The 15,999-nt window shown below is 41.6% G+C and carries 10 protein-coding genes and 2 CRISPR repeat arrays; of the genes, 9 read left to right on the top strand and 1 reads right to left on the bottom strand.

Features of this window, described 5'->3' with window-relative positions; translation table 11 throughout:
• The first annotated feature begins 454 nt into the window (after positions 1-454).
• The 9 genes from J8L97_RS20250 (at position 455) to J8L97_RS20210 (ending at position 14,159) form a co-directional block, all read left to right on the top strand.
• Positions 455-1,897, top strand: coding sequence for a hypothetical protein (locus tag J8L97_RS20250; protein ID WP_211052421.1), 1,443 nt, complete (start codon positions 455-457; stop codon positions 1,895-1,897).
• Between the two features lie 222 nt (positions 1,898-2,119).
• Positions 2,120-2,950: a YafY family protein gene (locus J8L97_RS20245; protein WP_211052420.1), complete on the top strand. Its 831-nt coding sequence runs from the start codon at positions 2,120-2,122 to the stop codon at positions 2,948-2,950.
• A gap of 96 nt (positions 2,951-3,046) precedes the next feature.
• Entirely contained in the window at positions 3,047-4,066 is a 1,020-nt protein-coding gene (gene cas1f / locus J8L97_RS20240) for a type I-F CRISPR-associated endonuclease Cas1f (RefSeq protein ID WP_211052419.1), read from the top strand.
• Positions 4,067-4,498: 432 nt separating this feature from the next.
• The gene (gene cas3f / locus J8L97_RS20235) at positions 4,499-7,909 is read left to right on the top strand and encodes a type I-F CRISPR-associated helicase Cas3f (protein ID WP_211052418.1); all 3,411 of its coding nucleotides are present in this window, start codon (positions 4,499-4,501) and stop codon (positions 7,907-7,909) included.
• A complete protein-coding gene (gene csy1, locus J8L97_RS20230) occupies positions 7,900-9,246 on the top strand; it encodes a type I-F CRISPR-associated protein Csy1 (RefSeq protein WP_211052417.1) in 1,347 nt (448 codons plus the stop codon). The genes cas3f and csy1 overlap by 10 nt, the downstream gene beginning before the upstream one ends.
• A gap of 1 nt (position 9,247) precedes the next feature.
• Positions 9,248-10,264: a type I-F CRISPR-associated protein Csy2 gene (gene csy2, locus J8L97_RS20225; protein WP_211052416.1), complete on the top strand. Its 1,017-nt coding sequence runs from the start codon at positions 9,248-9,250 to the stop codon at positions 10,262-10,264.
• A gap of 17 nt (positions 10,265-10,281) precedes the next feature.
• Complete coding sequence (gene csy3, locus J8L97_RS20220; protein ID WP_211052415.1) at positions 10,282-11,265, top strand: type I-F CRISPR-associated protein Csy3; 984 nt, start codon at positions 10,282-10,284, stop codon at positions 11,263-11,265.
• Between the two features lie 9 nt (positions 11,266-11,274).
• On the top strand, positions 11,275-11,913 hold the full coding sequence (cas6f, locus tag J8L97_RS20215; RefSeq protein ID WP_211052413.1) for a type I-F CRISPR-associated endoribonuclease Cas6/Csy4: 639 nt from the start codon (positions 11,275-11,277) through the stop codon (positions 11,911-11,913).
• A gap of 149 nt (positions 11,914-12,062) precedes the next feature.
• Positions 12,063-12,931: a CRISPR direct-repeat array (repeat unit 28 nt; unit sequence CTTCACTGCCACGCAGGCAGCTTAGAAA).
• 760 nt (positions 12,932-13,691) lie between these two features.
• Positions 13,692-14,159 carry a hypothetical protein gene (locus J8L97_RS20210; protein ID WP_211052411.1) on the top strand — a complete coding sequence of 156 codons (468 nt, stop codon included), beginning with the start codon at positions 13,692-13,694 and terminating at the stop codon, positions 14,157-14,159.
• Here J8L97_RS20210 and J8L97_RS20205 read toward each other — a convergent pair whose 3' ends face one another.
• Positions 14,160-14,717: a DUF4879 domain-containing protein gene (locus J8L97_RS20205; protein WP_211052409.1), complete on the bottom strand. Its 558-nt coding sequence runs from the start codon at positions 14,715-14,717 to the stop codon at positions 14,160-14,162.
• Between the two features lie 525 nt (positions 14,718-15,242).
• Positions 15,243-15,990: a CRISPR direct-repeat array (repeat unit 28 nt; unit sequence GTTCACTGCCGCACAGGCAGCTTAGAAA).
• Positions 15,991-15,999: the final 9 nt, after the last annotated feature.

The raw sequence follows: 15,999 nt of genomic DNA, 5'->3' as shown, positions 1-15,999 counted from the left end.
CCCCGTCTTCCTGACGCAGGTCAGGATCCACAATACGTATATGTTTCAACATGGACCCTGAAGCAAGTTCAGGGCGACGAAGGTGGGTGGTTCGGTATATTTACTATCGCACTGCTGCACAGACAGCTTAGGTGATGAGAGACCGAAACGCTTTCGTTTCCCGAATTCAACATAGAAGGTGCAGCACTTTGATGTGAGGTCATACACACCCCGTCTTCCTGACGCAGGTCAGGATCCATTGACTCAGGGTCACATTACCGTGCAGGCCGCTTAAATGATTAACACTTAACACATCTGGCTCTTTGCAAATGAGAATGCGTTAGGTCGTTGTGGCACAATATAAACTCTCCTTGCCAATAAGCTACGCAAAAAGAATTGGTTTTTGTGGTTGATTTGTTTCTGTATGTTGGTAGTTTGTATATTAAATAAAGGATATAAAAGTTGGTAATTCACAATGGTCATTCGCAAAAGAAACATATTATTCCTATGTAATGCATTTATTCTTTCAGCATGCAGCTTTAATCAAAACCCTGAAGGCTCTTATAGCGGGGGAGACCGCGTTAATATGGCTGGTGCTGCACAACTATTGCCACCAAATAGTTTTGTGACGATTGACTTACCTCCCATGATTGCTGATATGACTCGAGTAGAGCTGATTACAGCGATGCACGAGAAGCTGAGCAATAACGGCACTAATAACGGCAGTGCTGCTAATAACAGCAATAGCTCTAAGGTGACGGAATTATTAAAACACTATGGTGATTATGATGTGTGTACAAATGAGAGTGATGTTGATGAAGAAGGCTGCATTTTAGCCCGCGCAGAGCTTAATTTTGCAATCAAGGAGTTTTATTCAGGTTCGGATGAAGACAAAAGACAACGGATCCGTAATACGGTGCAAGATAGGATTGTTGCAGCCTCTATACAACGCTGTAATGTATATAAAATATATATGAAACGTGTTGAATCTCGTAATAATTTTTGGCTTGGCTCGGTCACCACGTTACTCGGTGGGGCGGGGGCGATGTTCACGAGTGAAAGTGCCTCTCGAGTATTGGCTGGACTAGCGGGGGTTACAAGCGGTGTTCGGGCTGAGTTTAATCAAGCGTATTTGGCAAATCAGGCGACGGAGCTCATAGCGAAAGGGATTGATTTGAAAAGGGATGAGCTGAAATCTGCGATGCAGCAAAAAAACCAACAAACACTTGATAGCTACTCATTATATGATGCGATTGGAGATGCAATTAGTTTTCATGGCGCATGTAGTATCTTAACGGGGCTCGAAGTTGCAGGTAAAGCGGTCGATAATATGCAAGATCCTGGGTTTAATGTATTGGCAAAAAACTTGTATAAAAGTAAGCATTTAGAGGAGGTGATAGAAGGTGTTAGCCCAGCTGATTTTAAATACGCTGAGTTGGCTAATCAAAGTTCAGCAGCCTCGGATGAGATACTACCAAAAGATATGTTTATGCGCGTATTTGTAAATAGTTTAAGTACCGTAAAAGATGATTTTAACAACGAATTGACTAAGCTCGTTGCCGATAAAAAAATGACGGCAGCTCGGCAAACCGCAATTGCACAATTACAAGATAGCCAAGGCATTTTGTGGCAAAGCAAGTTAGATACGCGACTGCAAAAACATAAAGCCAATCTAAAGGCAAAGTTTGAAAAACTTAAGAGCGCGGTTTACTTCGTGGAAGACTCAAAATCAAAACCTCAAGAAGTGAAATTAGCTGAGGTTGAGCTGAAAATCGTATTGCAAACGCTAGAATTATTTAACAACAAAGTAAAAATGGCGTTTATGGTACTGCATGATGCAAAGACTGATTTACAAAATGATACAGAGCTAGCAACAATATATACTCAACTACATGACGCGATCCCTGAATCACTGTAGTGAATATATTTTGAACTTGCTTTAAATTTGAGTACTTCCTTGAGTTAGCGAGGAAGTACTCGGACTGTATGTTACTGAAAAAATCTTATTATATGTCGCTGATTTTCAACTTATGCTTTAACGGTCGCAGGTTTAAGAAAATAATGTATTTTGTCGTAAATCAATGTCCCTCTACTTTTATTCTGATACATTAACTTAACAATAATTTCACCAAAGTGATTTATGCAGGCTAAGGAAGAGCAGTATTTTAGGTATATTGAGGCGGTTTTGTTTTGGCACGGGGAAATTCAAACCGGTGTATTTCAAGATAAATTTAAACTTTCAAGACCGAGTGCTAGAAGGTATTTAAATGACTTCATTGAACGCCACGATATTGCTGCGCGTTATGATGAATCAGAAAAAGCCTATGTATTGGCAACCCCCTTTACACCGAATTATATTTCTCAAGACTTTTCTGAATATGTGCATTTGATTGGTGAGCAGTATGTGCACCAACTCAGTGCCTCACCGATCAGCGCTCTGGCTTTACCTCATCGCAAACTTAACCCCACCATTATACGGCCCATTTTAAATGCTTGCCGTCGGCAAAGTGTGCTCGATATCCGCTATCAATCTATAAAAGAGGACGGAGAAACTGAGCGGATTATACGCCCACACACACTGGTGAATTCGGGCCTGCGTTATCACTTAAGAGCCTATTGTGAAGACGCAAAAGGGTTTAGAGATTTTTCACTGTCTCGCATCTTAGCTGCGTGCCCTGAATTTAAATGCAAGGCACAAAAATACAAACAGGACGATGATGCTTGGCAACGCGAAGTTATATTGACCATTATGCCAGACCCTCGGCTCAGTGATTACGCACAACAGGTGGTAGCGCACGACTTTGATATGCAAAATCATAAAAAACGCCTTACGAGCAACGCGGCACTTATCAATTATTTGATCAGTATTTTACGTTTAGATGTTCAACACCCAAATCCTGAAGCACAGCAAATTGTGATGGAGCCCATCTGTTATAGCGAGTTAAGAGCACTAGGATTGTTATGGAATTAACGAACCTATAAAAAAATTAACTGGTCAAAAGAGCAGTATTGTGGGTGCAGCGTTGTGCCTGTAAATTAGTGAAAAGCCCAAAGGAGAGGGAAAGTAATGGACGATTTTAGCCCGTCAGATTTAAAAACTATTTTGCATTCGAAGCGCGCCAACATGTATTACCTCGAATATTGCCGAGTAATGCAAAAAGACGGCCGAGTGCTGTATTTAACGGAATCACTTTCAAGTAAAGGGAATGAAAATCAGTATTTTAATATTCCCATTGCTAACACCACAGTAGTGCTGCTTGGTAATGGCACATCCATCACTCAAGCGGCAATGCGCATGCTTGCTCAAGCTGGTGTATTAGTCGGTTTTAGTGGCGGTGGTGGTACACCCTTACATATGGCCTGTGAAGTTGAGTGGTTTACGCCACAAAGTGAATATCGGCCGACAGAGTACTTACATGGTTGGATGCAGTTTTGGTTTGATGATGATAAGCGCTTAGCGACTGCAAAGCAGTTTCAACAAGCGCGCATTACGTATTTACAAACTGTATGGCAAAAAGATCGAGATTTAAAAGGCGAGGGATTCGATTTTAACAGCGCACAAATACAAACCGCCCTCGACACGTTTCATACCCGAACCGATGCCGCCAAAAAGCAATCTGATTTATTACTTACAGAAGCTCAGTTAACCAAAGTGCTTTATAAATACGCGGCAAATAATACCCATGCACAGGGGTTTACCCGTCAACATCAGCCTGATACAAACAGCACCAGTAAAGCCAATGACTTTCTAAATCATGGTAATTATTTGGCTTACGGCCTAGCGGCAAGTTGTTTGTGGGTGCTCGGTATACCGCATGGCTTTGCGGTGATGCACGGGAAAACTAGGCGCGGGGCTTTGGTGTTCGATGTGGCAGATTTAATTAAAGACGCTGTCGTTTTACCCTGGGCTTTTGTATGTGCCAAAGAAAACGCCACAGAGCAAGAATTTCGTCAGCAAGTATTGCAAGCCTTTACCGATCATAAATCGTTAGATTTTATGTTTGATACGGTAAAGCAAGTTGCATTGCAAGATTTCAGTGAGGAGCAAATTGATGAGATTGAAAATAATCAAAAAGGTGATGTTTGAGGTTAATGGAGCTTGTGGGGGCGTTCTTTAAGAAAGTTAGTATGGCCAGCTATGCCAGCCATACGCAACCTGTTTGGTTGTAAAAATTATCTAACTTACTTTCTAAGCTGCACAAAGCAGTAATGTTTATTTTAGTTGTAGTTAAGTTATAAATCAAAAAATATTTAATTACTATCTATCTTACGGTGTGGATCTTTTTTTGATGGCGTAGTATTGTGTGTTTAATAACCGCCTTATAATGAGAAGCTAATGAAAAGCATCATAAAAGCAGTAAGGAAAAGCAAAAGAGTTTTGATAAATGTATCTCGTTCCTTCATTCGTTTTTTCGAATTACCTGAAAATATGGCTACGTTTCTTATGTTGTTGAAAATTGTGAACGAAATAAAAAAGTTTTTTAATTAAGTGAAAAAATTTATGAAAGGCTAAATGGATATGATGGTCACATTTGTATCTCAATGTGAGAAAAACGCTCTCAAGAAAACTAGGCGGGTACTCGACGCATTCGCTAACCGAATTGGCGACAACACATGGCAAACATTGATCACAGAAGATGGCCTCTTAACGGTTAAAAAAATGCTGCGCAAAACAGCCAGCCGCAGCACTGCGGTAAGCTGTCATTGGTTGCGTTCGCGTTCGAGAAGTCAGTTGCTGTGGGTGGTGGGGAACAGGTCTAAATTTAATAGTGAGGGCGTAGTTGCGGTAAACAGAACTTCACTCAACTTAGACCATAAAGAATGGGAGCAAGGCTGGTATTTAAATGAAATCGTGGTTTTGGCTTCAAGTATTGCTGGGTTATTTCATGACTTTGGCAAGGCGAATGATTTATTTCAGCAAAAGTTAAAAGGGTTAACTGAGTCAAAAGGTGAGCCTTATCGACATGAATGGGTGTCACTGCGCTTATTTGAGGCATTTGCAAAAGAGAAAACGGATAACGATTGGTTAAGTCAATTAGCCAGTGCATTTGAGTCTGGTCAAGGTACGCATATTGAGAAAGAGGTGCTAGGTAAATTATTTACTGACGGGAAAGGCAGTCAACGGGCGTTTGATAACCTTGCACCTTTTGCCAAGTTAGTGGGCTGGTTGATTGTATCCCATCATCGATTACCTATGGCGAATGGTGACTCAGTTCAAATTAGTGATATTGATAAGTGGCTGTCTCATTGTTTTGATTGTCACTGGAATTCACCTAATGCTATTGATCTTGATAAATATAGCGCGAAGACCTTGTCTCAAAACTGGTTATTCAGCCAAGGTACCCCGTTTATGAGTAAACCTTGGCAACATAAAGCGAGTCGCTTAGCACGTCGGGCTTTAAATACACCTTTATTATTCACAGGTGAAATTCAGTGGTTTGAACAACGCTTTGTAAGCCATATGGCTAGATTGTCGCTCATGCTTGCTGATCATTACTACTCTTCATTGCCTATTGAAAAGTCAAAAGCTGTTTGGCGAGATAAACACTACGCAGTGATTGCCAATACAGATAGGCAAAACACTCAGAGAACCTGTTATAAACCAAAGCAACACCTAGATGAACATAATATTGGTGTCGCTGTTAATGCACAGCGATTTGCACAAAATTTGCCAGCGCTAAAATATACGTTACCCACAATTGCACAGCATAAATTATTTAGTAAACACGCGGAGCATGAAAAATATCGTTGGCAAAATAGTGCTTTTTCTCATGCAAAAGCAATTGCAAAGTCGACCGAAAAACAGGGGTTTTTTGGTGTAAATATGGCATCAACTGGCTGTGGAAAAACGATTGCAAATGCGCGAGTCATGTACGGGTTAGCCAATGAAAAAGAAGGCTGTCGCTTTTCGGTTGCACTTGGTTTGCGCACATTGACATTACAAACGGGTGACGCTTATCGCGCGTTATTGAAACTTGGAGACGATGAACTAGCTGTATTGATTGGCTCTCAAGCTGTCAAAACATTACATCAACTTAATAAAGAACCTGAAAAAACTCATTCAGGAAGTGAGTCAGCGGATGCGTTGTTTGAGCAATTATTTGTGAGCTATGAAGGCCAAATATACGATGGCCGTTTGAAGCATTGGTTGAGTACGAGCCCTAAGTTAGAGCAGCTAATTAGCGCACCAGTATTAGTGAGTACTATTGACCACCTGATGCCAGCAACAGAGAGTAAACGAGGTGGAAAACAAATAGCACCTATGTTGCGTTTACTGACCTCTGATCTGGTGTTGGATGAGCCCGATGATTTTGCTTTAGAAGACTTACCCGCATTGTGTCGATTAGTTAACTGGGCTGGCATGTTAGGATCTCGGGTATTACTTTCCTCAGCAACGCTGCCGCCATCATTAATTAAAGCATTGTTTGATGCTTACCGTGCTGGGCGCAAGCACTTTAATCAAGCTCAGTATCCCCAAAATAGAGATATGTCCATTCACTGTGCTTGGTTTGACGAATTTAAAAGTCAAACAATTGAAATCAATGACAAAGAAAGCTTTATAGCCGAACACAGAAAATTTATTAAAAAGCGCGTAGACAATCTCACCCGTGAACAAAAAGTATTACGTAAAGGCGACATCATCAACATTAAGCCTCGCGTATTAGAGTCAGGTGCAAACGGCGATGTTGTGTGTGAGTTTTTAAGTACCGCACACGCTATTTACGATCATATGCACCAATTACACCAAGCGCATCATGTAGTGCACGACTCGGGTAAAAAAGTCTCGTTAGGTGTGGTACGTATGGCCAATATCAACCCTATGGTGGAAGTCGCTAAACGATTAATGCAGATAAAGCCTCAAGCAGATCACCATATTCACTTTTGTGTTTATCATTCACAGTTTCCTTTGGCATTACGTTCATTTAAAGAAAGTCGCTTAGACAAGGCATTGAGTCGCCATGATGAACGGCAGCTATGGCAACAACCAGAAATACAAGCAGTGATAAACAATAGCACGATTAAAAACCATATGTTTGTTGTGGTTGGTACATCTGTGGTGGAAGTCGGCCGTGATCACGATTACGACTGGGCAATCGCCGAGCCGAGCTCTATGCGTTCTATTATTCAGTTAGCCGGCAGAGTACAAAGGCACCGCCAGCAAGTACCAAATACGAGTAACGTACGGGTGCTAAATAAAAACATCCGAGCTTTGAAAAATGAACACCCAGCTTATTGCAAGCCAGGTTTTGAAAGTAAAGCTTTACCGTTAGCAGAACACGACTTAAATGAACTGATTACTTACGAATTAGCGAATATTTCTGCAATATCTCGGATCATAGAGCCCAAATTTATCCCCAGAGATTTTGAAGCATCGAAAAAGTATGGCCCTGCACATGCGGTGAGTAATTTTATGGTTCAGGAGCACCGTTCGTTACGCTTTCATTTAGAAGTTATGAATGGTGAAAAACGTGGTAAGACATTTTATCGTAATTACAAAGAGGCTGATATTTGGTGGCATGACACCACGGCTATGCATGCGAGTTGGAGTGGGGAATTTATTCGTCAAACTGAGTTTAGGCAATCCCAAATGCAAGAAGCGTTCATTTTACGTATGAATGAAGATGAACTACTCATATGGAGCCAGTTAGACACCACGCAAAAACCTTATGTGTATACACCTAAAAATAGCCGTTTTAATCACGAAGGCATTACGTTAGCACTAGGGTGTCATTGGTGGTTTGATGATACGCCAACAGATATCTATCAACACTTTGCAGAAGCCTTGAATTGCACTCAGCAAAAAGCCAGTGAGAAATTAGGTGAAATAAATTTAAGAGCAGAAAAAGAAGAGCAACTGATCACATGGTCATGGCATCCGCAATTAGGTGTTTATGAACAACCAAAAAGTAAGGAAAACCAATGGAATTGACTTTAAGTGATGCGATTGCCGATTATATCGAGCAGCGCAAACAAGTTAAATTAGAGCCTCTGCAAAAGGCGCGCGATAAGGTGCTAGAAAAAAGTAACGACGCTGCCCAAATAAGTATGGCCAAGTCGCAATACTATGAAGCGGCAGCGCCGATTGAAGATAAATTTAATATCGTTAGTTGGTTAACTGATGCAGCTCGAAGAGCAAAGCAAATAAGTTTAGCTACTCATGCGCCTAAATATACACATGGAGATTCTAAAGCGAGCAGTATTTTAGTCAGTACTAATGAGCAGAGGAATTCATACTTGGTGACATCATCCTTAAACAGTAAACAGTTGGATTTTGCAGGAAACTCAGCCGTGTTTGATGTTGCTTCATTGCTAAAAATAACCATAAATGGCGAAAGTTTAATTGATCAGCTACAAAATAAACATGTTGATGCGTTAAAGGCGTTTACTGACGATACTGCGCTACTTAGTGAGTGGCAAGCAGGTTTTGAAAAAGCACTCGGGGATGAAAATATTGCAGGTCATACCCTCACTAAGCAGCTCTATTACCCTGTTAATTCAGGAAATGATGAGGCAGGGTATCACTTGTTGTGCCCGTTGTTTTCATCATCTCTTGCGCATGAGCTATATCAGCAAGTGAGAAAAACCCGATTTGGCGACTCTAAAGAAATTCGTGATGCACGAAAAAAAGGGTACTTTCATGCGGAGTTGGCAGAGAGCTTTCCATCGACTGCAGTACAAAAGTTTGGTGGCTCTAAACCACGGAATATTTCTCAGTTAAACAGTGAGCGCTATGGGCAAAGTTTTCTACTCAATTGCGCCCCTCCGACGTATCAAGCACAAAACACCCCTCCTATGTCTAGCAGCACTATTTTTAATCGTGAATTTAGCTATGAAACGTCTGCTTTGACACGTGAATTTAAAGCATTTTTAACGGGCCTCACCGAGCAAGATAGAAACTTTAAAACCCGCTATAGGCGAGACTATGGCTTTGTTCAGCCACTGCTTGATAGTTTATTTAACTATGCGGTAAAAATTCAAAACTTAAGTGAGTATGCTGGTTGGTCAAATGACAGTGAATGCCAAATGAAACGTGAGCATGTACTTTGGTTAGATGTGAATAACCCACAGGCTGCGTTTCAAAGCGCCCGGGAAAAGGGCGATTGGTTAGAGGTTGTGGCCAATGATTTTGCGCTTTGGTTATTACGTAAGCTTGAAAATACACAGTGTTATTTACTGGGAGATGTTGAGCACAAATATTTCAAAAAGCTGTGTTTAAGCGAATTGAAACTGTTTGAGCGTCATACACCAAAGTTGGGAGAGCAATAATATGCAGCAGTATATTTTACTGAAAAAGCTCAGAGTACAAAATGCAAATGCTATTGCAGGGTTAACCTATGGTTTTCCCGCAATTACAAATTTTTTGGGCTTTGCGCATGCGCTGTCTCGCAAATTACCTGCAAACTTACAGGTAACGTTGGGCGGTGTTGCTGTGGTAAGCCATAAGAATGATGTGCATGCTCGCCAGCCAAAAGGTTGGGGGGATTATGTGTTTGCGTTAACACGTAACCCACTTACACAACAGGGCAAGACTGCACCAATTAATGAAGAAGGGAGAATGAATATGCAGCTCTCTTTATTGATTGAAATAGAAGGCTTAGTCGCGGGCGATAAAATAACACAGCAATCTTTGTTAGAAGAGTTAACGACTTTGATCCCTTCATTGCGCTTGGCAGGTGGGCAGATAACTGAGTTTGAGCGTTGCGAAGTTCTGAACGACGAAGCAACACAACAAAAGGCTCTGAGACGTTTAATGCCTGGCTTTGTGTTATTAGATAGGAGCGATTATCTTGAAGCTCACTTTTTGCAGCTACAAGCACAGCAGCAAGACGCCAGTCGCTTTGACGCTTGGTGTGATTTTTCGAAACTAAAGTACCAAGCAACAGCTTTAAAGGCTGAGCAACGAGACGACGAACAATCAGCACCGATAGAACAAGATGAATTAAGCACAACCCTGAAAGCCACATGGGCATATTTAGCAAAGCCTAATACAGGCTACTTAGTGCCAATAGCGGCGGGTTATTACGCAATTTCAGAGCTGTACTCAGCGGGTGATGTAGACAAAGTGCGTGATAAAACTGTGCCAGTAACTTTTGCGGAAACGGCTTATAGTGTTGGAGAGTGGCAAAGTGTGCATCGGCTAAAAGAGATTAATGCTGGTGTGTGGCGTTATACTCATCAATTTCCTTGGTACTTAGCTAAAACGCAGTCAACTAGCCTAGAGATTGTTGACCCTGATACAGACGAAAGTGCGAGTGACGACGCATTTGACCCAGACTTTATGTAATAAACGGAGATTTAAACATGACAGACGCGAAACTTAAAACACCCTCAGTATTGGCTTTTGAAGCCAAATTAATTCCTTCCGATGCCTTGATGTTCGCCGGTAATGAGGCTGACGCATGTTGGGAACCAATCATCGTTGGTGAAAAAGCTGTACGTGGTACAATTTCAAATCGACTCAAAGCAGCGAAGGCCAATGATCCAGCAAAACTCGATGCGGAAGTATCAAAAGCTAATTTACAAACGGTTGATGTGGCTGCCTTACCTCATAATACAGACACGTTAAAGTTGGTATTTACGTTGAGAGTATTAAATAACTTACATGTTCCTTCAACGTGTAATGACCCCAGATATCAATCTGCATTGGCAGCACTTGTAAAACAATATCAAACAGATACAGAGTTTAAAGAACTTGCAAAACGCTATGCTCATAATATTGCAAATGGTCGTTTTTTATGGCGTAACAGAGTGGGGGCTGAACAAGTGAAAGTGGTCGTGAGTGCTGAAGGAAAACAGTTTACGTTTGATAGTTACGATTTTAGCTTGAGAGACTTTGAAGAGAACGCACACATTGCCGAGTTAGCGCAGATCATACAATTGGGTTTAATTGAAAAACATGCATTTATTAAAGTCGAGGCCTACAGCAAGTTAGGGCAAGGCCAAGCAGTATACCCATCGCAAGAGCTGGTTATGGGAGGAGAAAAAGGTGATAAAAGTAAGTTTTTATATCAGCTAGGTGGACAAGCTGCCATGCACTCACAAAAAATTGGTAATGCCCTGCGAACAATAGATACATGGCATCCTGAAGCGGATGAAATTGGGGCAATCGCTGTAGAGCCATACGGTTCAGTGACCAATCGCGGGGCGGCATATAGGCAACCCAAAGAGAAAAATGATTTTTATAATTTATTAGATGCATGGTTATTAAAAGGTAAAGTCCCAGTGATTGACCAACAGCATTACATTATGGCGATGTTAATTCGAGGCGGCGTGTTCGGTGAATAAGGAGTTGTAATGAATTACTACCAAGAAATCACTTTATTACCGGACGCAGAGATCTCACTGGGATTTATCTGGCAAAATGTGTTTCAACAAGTGCATATTGCGCTTGTTGAACATAAAGTTGCGCAAAATCGTTCTGATATTGCGGTTGGTTTTCCTCAATATCAGAAAGTTAAGTTTCCACTAGGCAGCAAATTACGGCTGTTCGCTAAGGAGCAATCGCAATTAGAGCGCTTGAATATAGCAAAGTGGTTAAACCGACTTGAAGATTACGCGCATGTTAAAGGCATAAAACCTGTGCCAGATGAGGTCAGTTATGTGAGTTTTACGCGAAAAAATGTTAAAAGCCCTGAGCGTATTGAACGTGAAATGGCAGAAAAAGCTCAGCGGTGGTCTCAAAAAAGCGATAAGCCATTAGAGGAATGCCTAGCTGAACTTGAGCAGACAAAACCTGAGTTAAATATCAAGCACCCCTTTATCTTTCTGCATAGCCAACAGACCAAAGCGAAAGCACCAGATAAAAACAGTAAGTACCCACTATTTGTTACTATGCAAGAACGCGAGAATGATACAAATGGCACATTTGATTGTTATGGGTTGAGCGCAAAGGTAAATGATGAAAACTCGGCTGGGTGCGTGCCTCAGTTCTAATAAAATAAAGGGCTTTTTACCCTTTATTTTTGCTCTTTAAAAATTGGCAGTAAAAACAATAAGTTGTGACGTGCTGTTTTTAACAAGGTAAAAATAGGTTTTTTACCTTAATAGTCTGTTGCAACTTATCTTTTTTCATTTATTCTATACTTCACTGCCACGCAGGCAGCTTAGAAACAAGTCAGAAGTTTCACTGAGTGAAAATGAATCTTCACTGCCACGCAGGCAGCTTAGAAATGATGGGTTAGACTCTACGATAGTGGGTAAGTCTTCACTGCCACGCAGGCAGCTTAGAAATTAAAAAGTGGCAAAAAAAGTACGGCAGTGACCTTCACTGCCACGCAGGCAGCTTAGAAAATAAGAAAAAGAAAACAATTAGGGGATGCAAGCTTCACTGCCACGCAGGCAGCTTAGAAATCGCGTAACGCCTGAGCTAATAGAGTCTAAGACTTCACTGCCACGCAGGCAGCTTAGAAATTACGGGGACGGTTGGGGTGTTGAGGTAGATTCTTCACTGCCACGCAGGCAGCTTAGAAATAGTATTAATTCAATTACCTTACTTACAAGGCCTTCACTGCCACGCAGGCAGCTTAGAAAAACGTGAAATTGAAGCACAAGCGGCTGAAACACTTCACTGCCACGCAGGCAGCTTAGAAAAGTGCCAACAAGTCTTACTTGCTGCGGTTCAACTTCACTGCCACGCAGGCAGCTTAGAAACAAAGAAAGTTCACTTTTTATTAATTGGTTCTGACTTCACTGCCACGCAGGCAGCTTAGAAAATATATCAAACCCCGTAACTTATATGGAATGTCTTCACTGCCACGCAGGCAGCTTAGAAACCTATAGACCCCCCATACTATGAGGACTGATCTTCACTGCCACGCAGGCAGCTTAGAAAGATTGTCTTGGGTATCACCCCCGGCAACCAGACTTCACTGCCACGCAGGCAGCTTAGAAAAAGCCATCCCCAAACGCCAGATTTTCCATGCTCTTCACTGCCACGCAGGCAGATTAGGTGATGAGTGGCCGAAACGCTTTCGTTTCATAGAAGGTGCAGCACTTCGATGTGAGGTCATACACACCCCCGTCTTCCTGACGTAGGTCAGGATCCACAATATCGAATATGTTTCAACATGGACCCTGAAACCAGTTCAGGGCGACGAAGGTGGGTGAGTTTATCCGTTCACTGCCGCACAGGCAGCTTAGGCGATGAGTGACCGAAACGTAGTTTCAAAGCACTTCGATGTGAGGTCATGGATGACCGATGTGACCCAGCTCCATGGATGGATTGTTTACGCTTAAGTCGCAACTTCATGGACCCTGAAACCAGTTCAGGGCGACGAAGGTGGGGGAAAGGCGACGAAGTTGGGTGATTCGATCACAGGCAGCTTAGAGATTTCGCGTATGTCTCAATCACCCGTTCTTGTGTTCACTGCCGCACTGTCGGTTTAGGCAGCTTAGTCGATGAGTGACCGAAACGTTTTCGTTTGATAGGTGGCGCAGCACTTTGATATGAGGTCATACACACCCCGTCTTCCTGACGCAGGTCAGGATCCACAATATCGTATATGTTTCAACATGGATCCTGAAACCAGTTCAGGGCGACGAAGGTGGGGGTAGGGCGATGAAGCGGTTGAGTCGACGTATTTATTACGCATTTAAAGAGGGGGACCCACTGCTATGCACATCACCTCGGTTAAGCGTCTGATGAAAAGTCAGTGAAGTAGGCATGTGTTTTGCTTACAAGTTATACAACTTGTTAACAATGGATGTGTAAAATGAAAATAGCTAACCAAGCTTATGAATATACTCAAAATCAAGTTTCAAAAGTTAATAATTATCAAGCTGAAAAAGTCGGCAAAAACTCGCCGCCTACCGACAATCTGAGCAGCATCACTGAACAGCAAAAATTTGATTTTTCTAATATGACTTTGCAAGATTTATCCACGGCCTCTAAAGCTCTATATGACGAGGGAACACTTTCTCTAGGTCAGCATGCTGCACTTTCATTAAACTATGGTGCGACTAAAAATGGTTTGAATCAAGCCAGTGGCGAGGTGTCGTTATCAGCCTTACAGGCGGCTGAAAATAATAAAATTGATGTGATAGCGATGCAAAAAGAGCGATTAAAAGAGGCTGTACAAAATGGTGCTACACCCTCTCAAGTTCAGTTTTCTAAATCATTGATAAATACATTAGAAAGTTATCAATATGGTGGTGGTGGCCGTTTTCATACAAGTGCTTGATCAACGTATGTATAAACGGTCATCTTCTAAGTTATTTGGAAAATTGATTGAGCGAGCACTTGCGGTAGTGCTGCCTGAAGTAAAGTTCGTATGGGGGTATTTCCAAATAACCAAATAACCCACAACTAAATTTCCTGATGTTACAGGTTGTGTATCAATGATTGATAAATTAGACCCGTTAATTTTTGCAAGGCGAGATGCTGGGTTTGCGTATCCTACCTCCCTAGTGACGATATATAGCTCATTGCCACCGTGATTTTGACTAGTTGAAAAAGCCGATTCTGTAACAAACTCCCATTGAGGGTATTGTGTTGAAATTGCACCTCTAATTTCGAATGAACTCAACGGGGCAGCCGGTGCCATAGTATGTACTTGGCCTGACTCTTTAATATATGTTTGATAACTATTATGTGTATCAATGATCTCTTGTTTTAGCTGCGCTTGATACTGTTGAAATTCCCAACTTTGCATAGCGTTATTTAATAACTCTGAGCTATTTGCGGTAGCGCATGTGCTGGCAACAACCGCTGCCATGAGTAACTTTTTTAGCGTATTCATTTAAATATCCTTCTTGGTTAGTTTGCATTTGTGTATCCTGAATGTAACGTGTAGGTTAATTTTGCGCGTATCAAGTTGTTTGTTTTTTGTTCATTTAATAGATGTGTGTATTAGCGTTATTGTCAGGGGAGAGCACATTTATTTTCAGACAATGTACAACGTTAACCGTTGTTTTCTCTGGCAGGGTCGGTAGGTACTCACATACTCCAAATGAATTGAATCTGATATCACTCGGCGAGAGAGTACTTCTTTTTAAAAAACCGTATCCATTATAGGTGATGTTTGAGTACCGATTTAGGTGAGATTTTAGTGATAATTTAAGGTAATAGTGCCATTAATCTTGAAATAAATTCATGAAGATGAATAGATATGAGCTGTGATTAGTTACTCTAAAACCCTTTATTTTTTGCTATTTAAAAAATAATTATAAAACAGTAGGTTATAGTTGGTCGTTTTTTATATGGTTAAAATGGCATTTTAGCCGTAACGACTTGTTGTAACTTATTTTTATGATGATAGTCTATTGTTCACTGCCGCACAGGCAGCTTAGAAATTGTCATTACAAACAAAAACCTTATTACTAGTGTTCACTGCCGCACAGGCAGCTTAGAAAAGCGGGCGGTGATTTAGAAGTTCGGTCAACAAGTTCACTGCCGCACAGGCAGCTTAGAAAAGTTAATTTTGGTGACACCAATAGAGATGACTGTTCACTGCCGCACAGGCAGCTTAGAAATATGGATAGCGCTTGATCCGAGTTAGTACTAGGTTCACTGCCGCACAGGCAGCTTAGAAACAGCGGCCATCTATGTATTGTTCAAAGTCACTGTTCACTGCCGCACAGGCAGCTTAGAAAACGATTCAAGACTTCAAACCGTGCAGCACATTGTTCACTGCCGCACAGGCAGCTTAGAAACTATACGCATGGAACCTGCAAAGGTTGGTAAAGTTCACTGCCGCACAGGCAGCTTAGAAAAAAGAATGCAGCGCCTATTTAAATAAACAATAGTTCACTGCCGCACAGGCAGCTTAGAAATTTAAATTTATTAACGTTTAATTGAATACCACGTTCACTGCCGCACAGGCAGCTTAGAAACAGATTTAATCGGTGAAGCCATAGAGTATTATGTTCACTGCCGCACAGGCAGCTTAGAAAAACAGATACTGACGAACAAGATACATAGTGAAGTTCACTGCCGCATAGGCAGCTTAGAAATAATTTAGTTTTGGCTTGGGTGTTTATTTGGTGTTCACTGCTGCACAGGCAGCTTAGGTGATGAGTGAC

Origin of the sequence: Pseudoalteromonas sp. MMG012, from assembly GCF_018100875.1 — a bacterium.
GTDB lineage: Bacteria > Pseudomonadota > Gammaproteobacteria > Enterobacterales > Alteromonadaceae > Pseudoalteromonas > Pseudoalteromonas aurantia.
The sequence above is the reverse complement of the archived record's forward strand: the minus strand, read 5'-3'. Positions and strand labels throughout refer to the sequence as shown.

Coding starts and splice junctions, on each gene's coding strand:
- cas3f (WP_211052418.1), top strand. CDS start 4,499: ATGATGGTCACATTTGTATCTCAATGTGAGAAAAACGCTCTCAAGAAA.
- J8L97_RS20250 (WP_211052421.1), top strand. CDS start 455: ATGGTCATTCGCAAAAGAAACATATTATTCCTATGTAATGCATTTATT.
- cas6f (WP_211052413.1), top strand. CDS start 11,275: ATGAATTACTACCAAGAAATCACTTTATTACCGGACGCAGAGATCTCA.
- csy2 (WP_211052416.1), top strand. CDS start 9,248: ATGCAGCAGTATATTTTACTGAAAAAGCTCAGAGTACAAAATGCAAAT.
- cas1f (WP_211052419.1), top strand. CDS start 3,047: ATGGACGATTTTAGCCCGTCAGATTTAAAAACTATTTTGCATTCGAAG.
- J8L97_RS20205 (WP_211052409.1), bottom strand. CDS start 14,717: ATGAATACGCTAAAAAAGTTACTCATGGCAGCGGTTGTTGCCAGCACA.
- J8L97_RS20210 (WP_211052411.1), top strand. CDS start 13,692: ATGAAAATAGCTAACCAAGCTTATGAATATACTCAAAATCAAGTTTCA.
- J8L97_RS20245 (WP_211052420.1), top strand. CDS start 2,120: ATGCAGGCTAAGGAAGAGCAGTATTTTAGGTATATTGAGGCGGTTTTG.
- csy3 (WP_211052415.1), top strand. CDS start 10,282: ATGACAGACGCGAAACTTAAAACACCCTCAGTATTGGCTTTTGAAGCC.
- csy1 (WP_211052417.1), top strand. CDS start 7,900: ATGGAATTGACTTTAAGTGATGCGATTGCCGATTATATCGAGCAGCGC.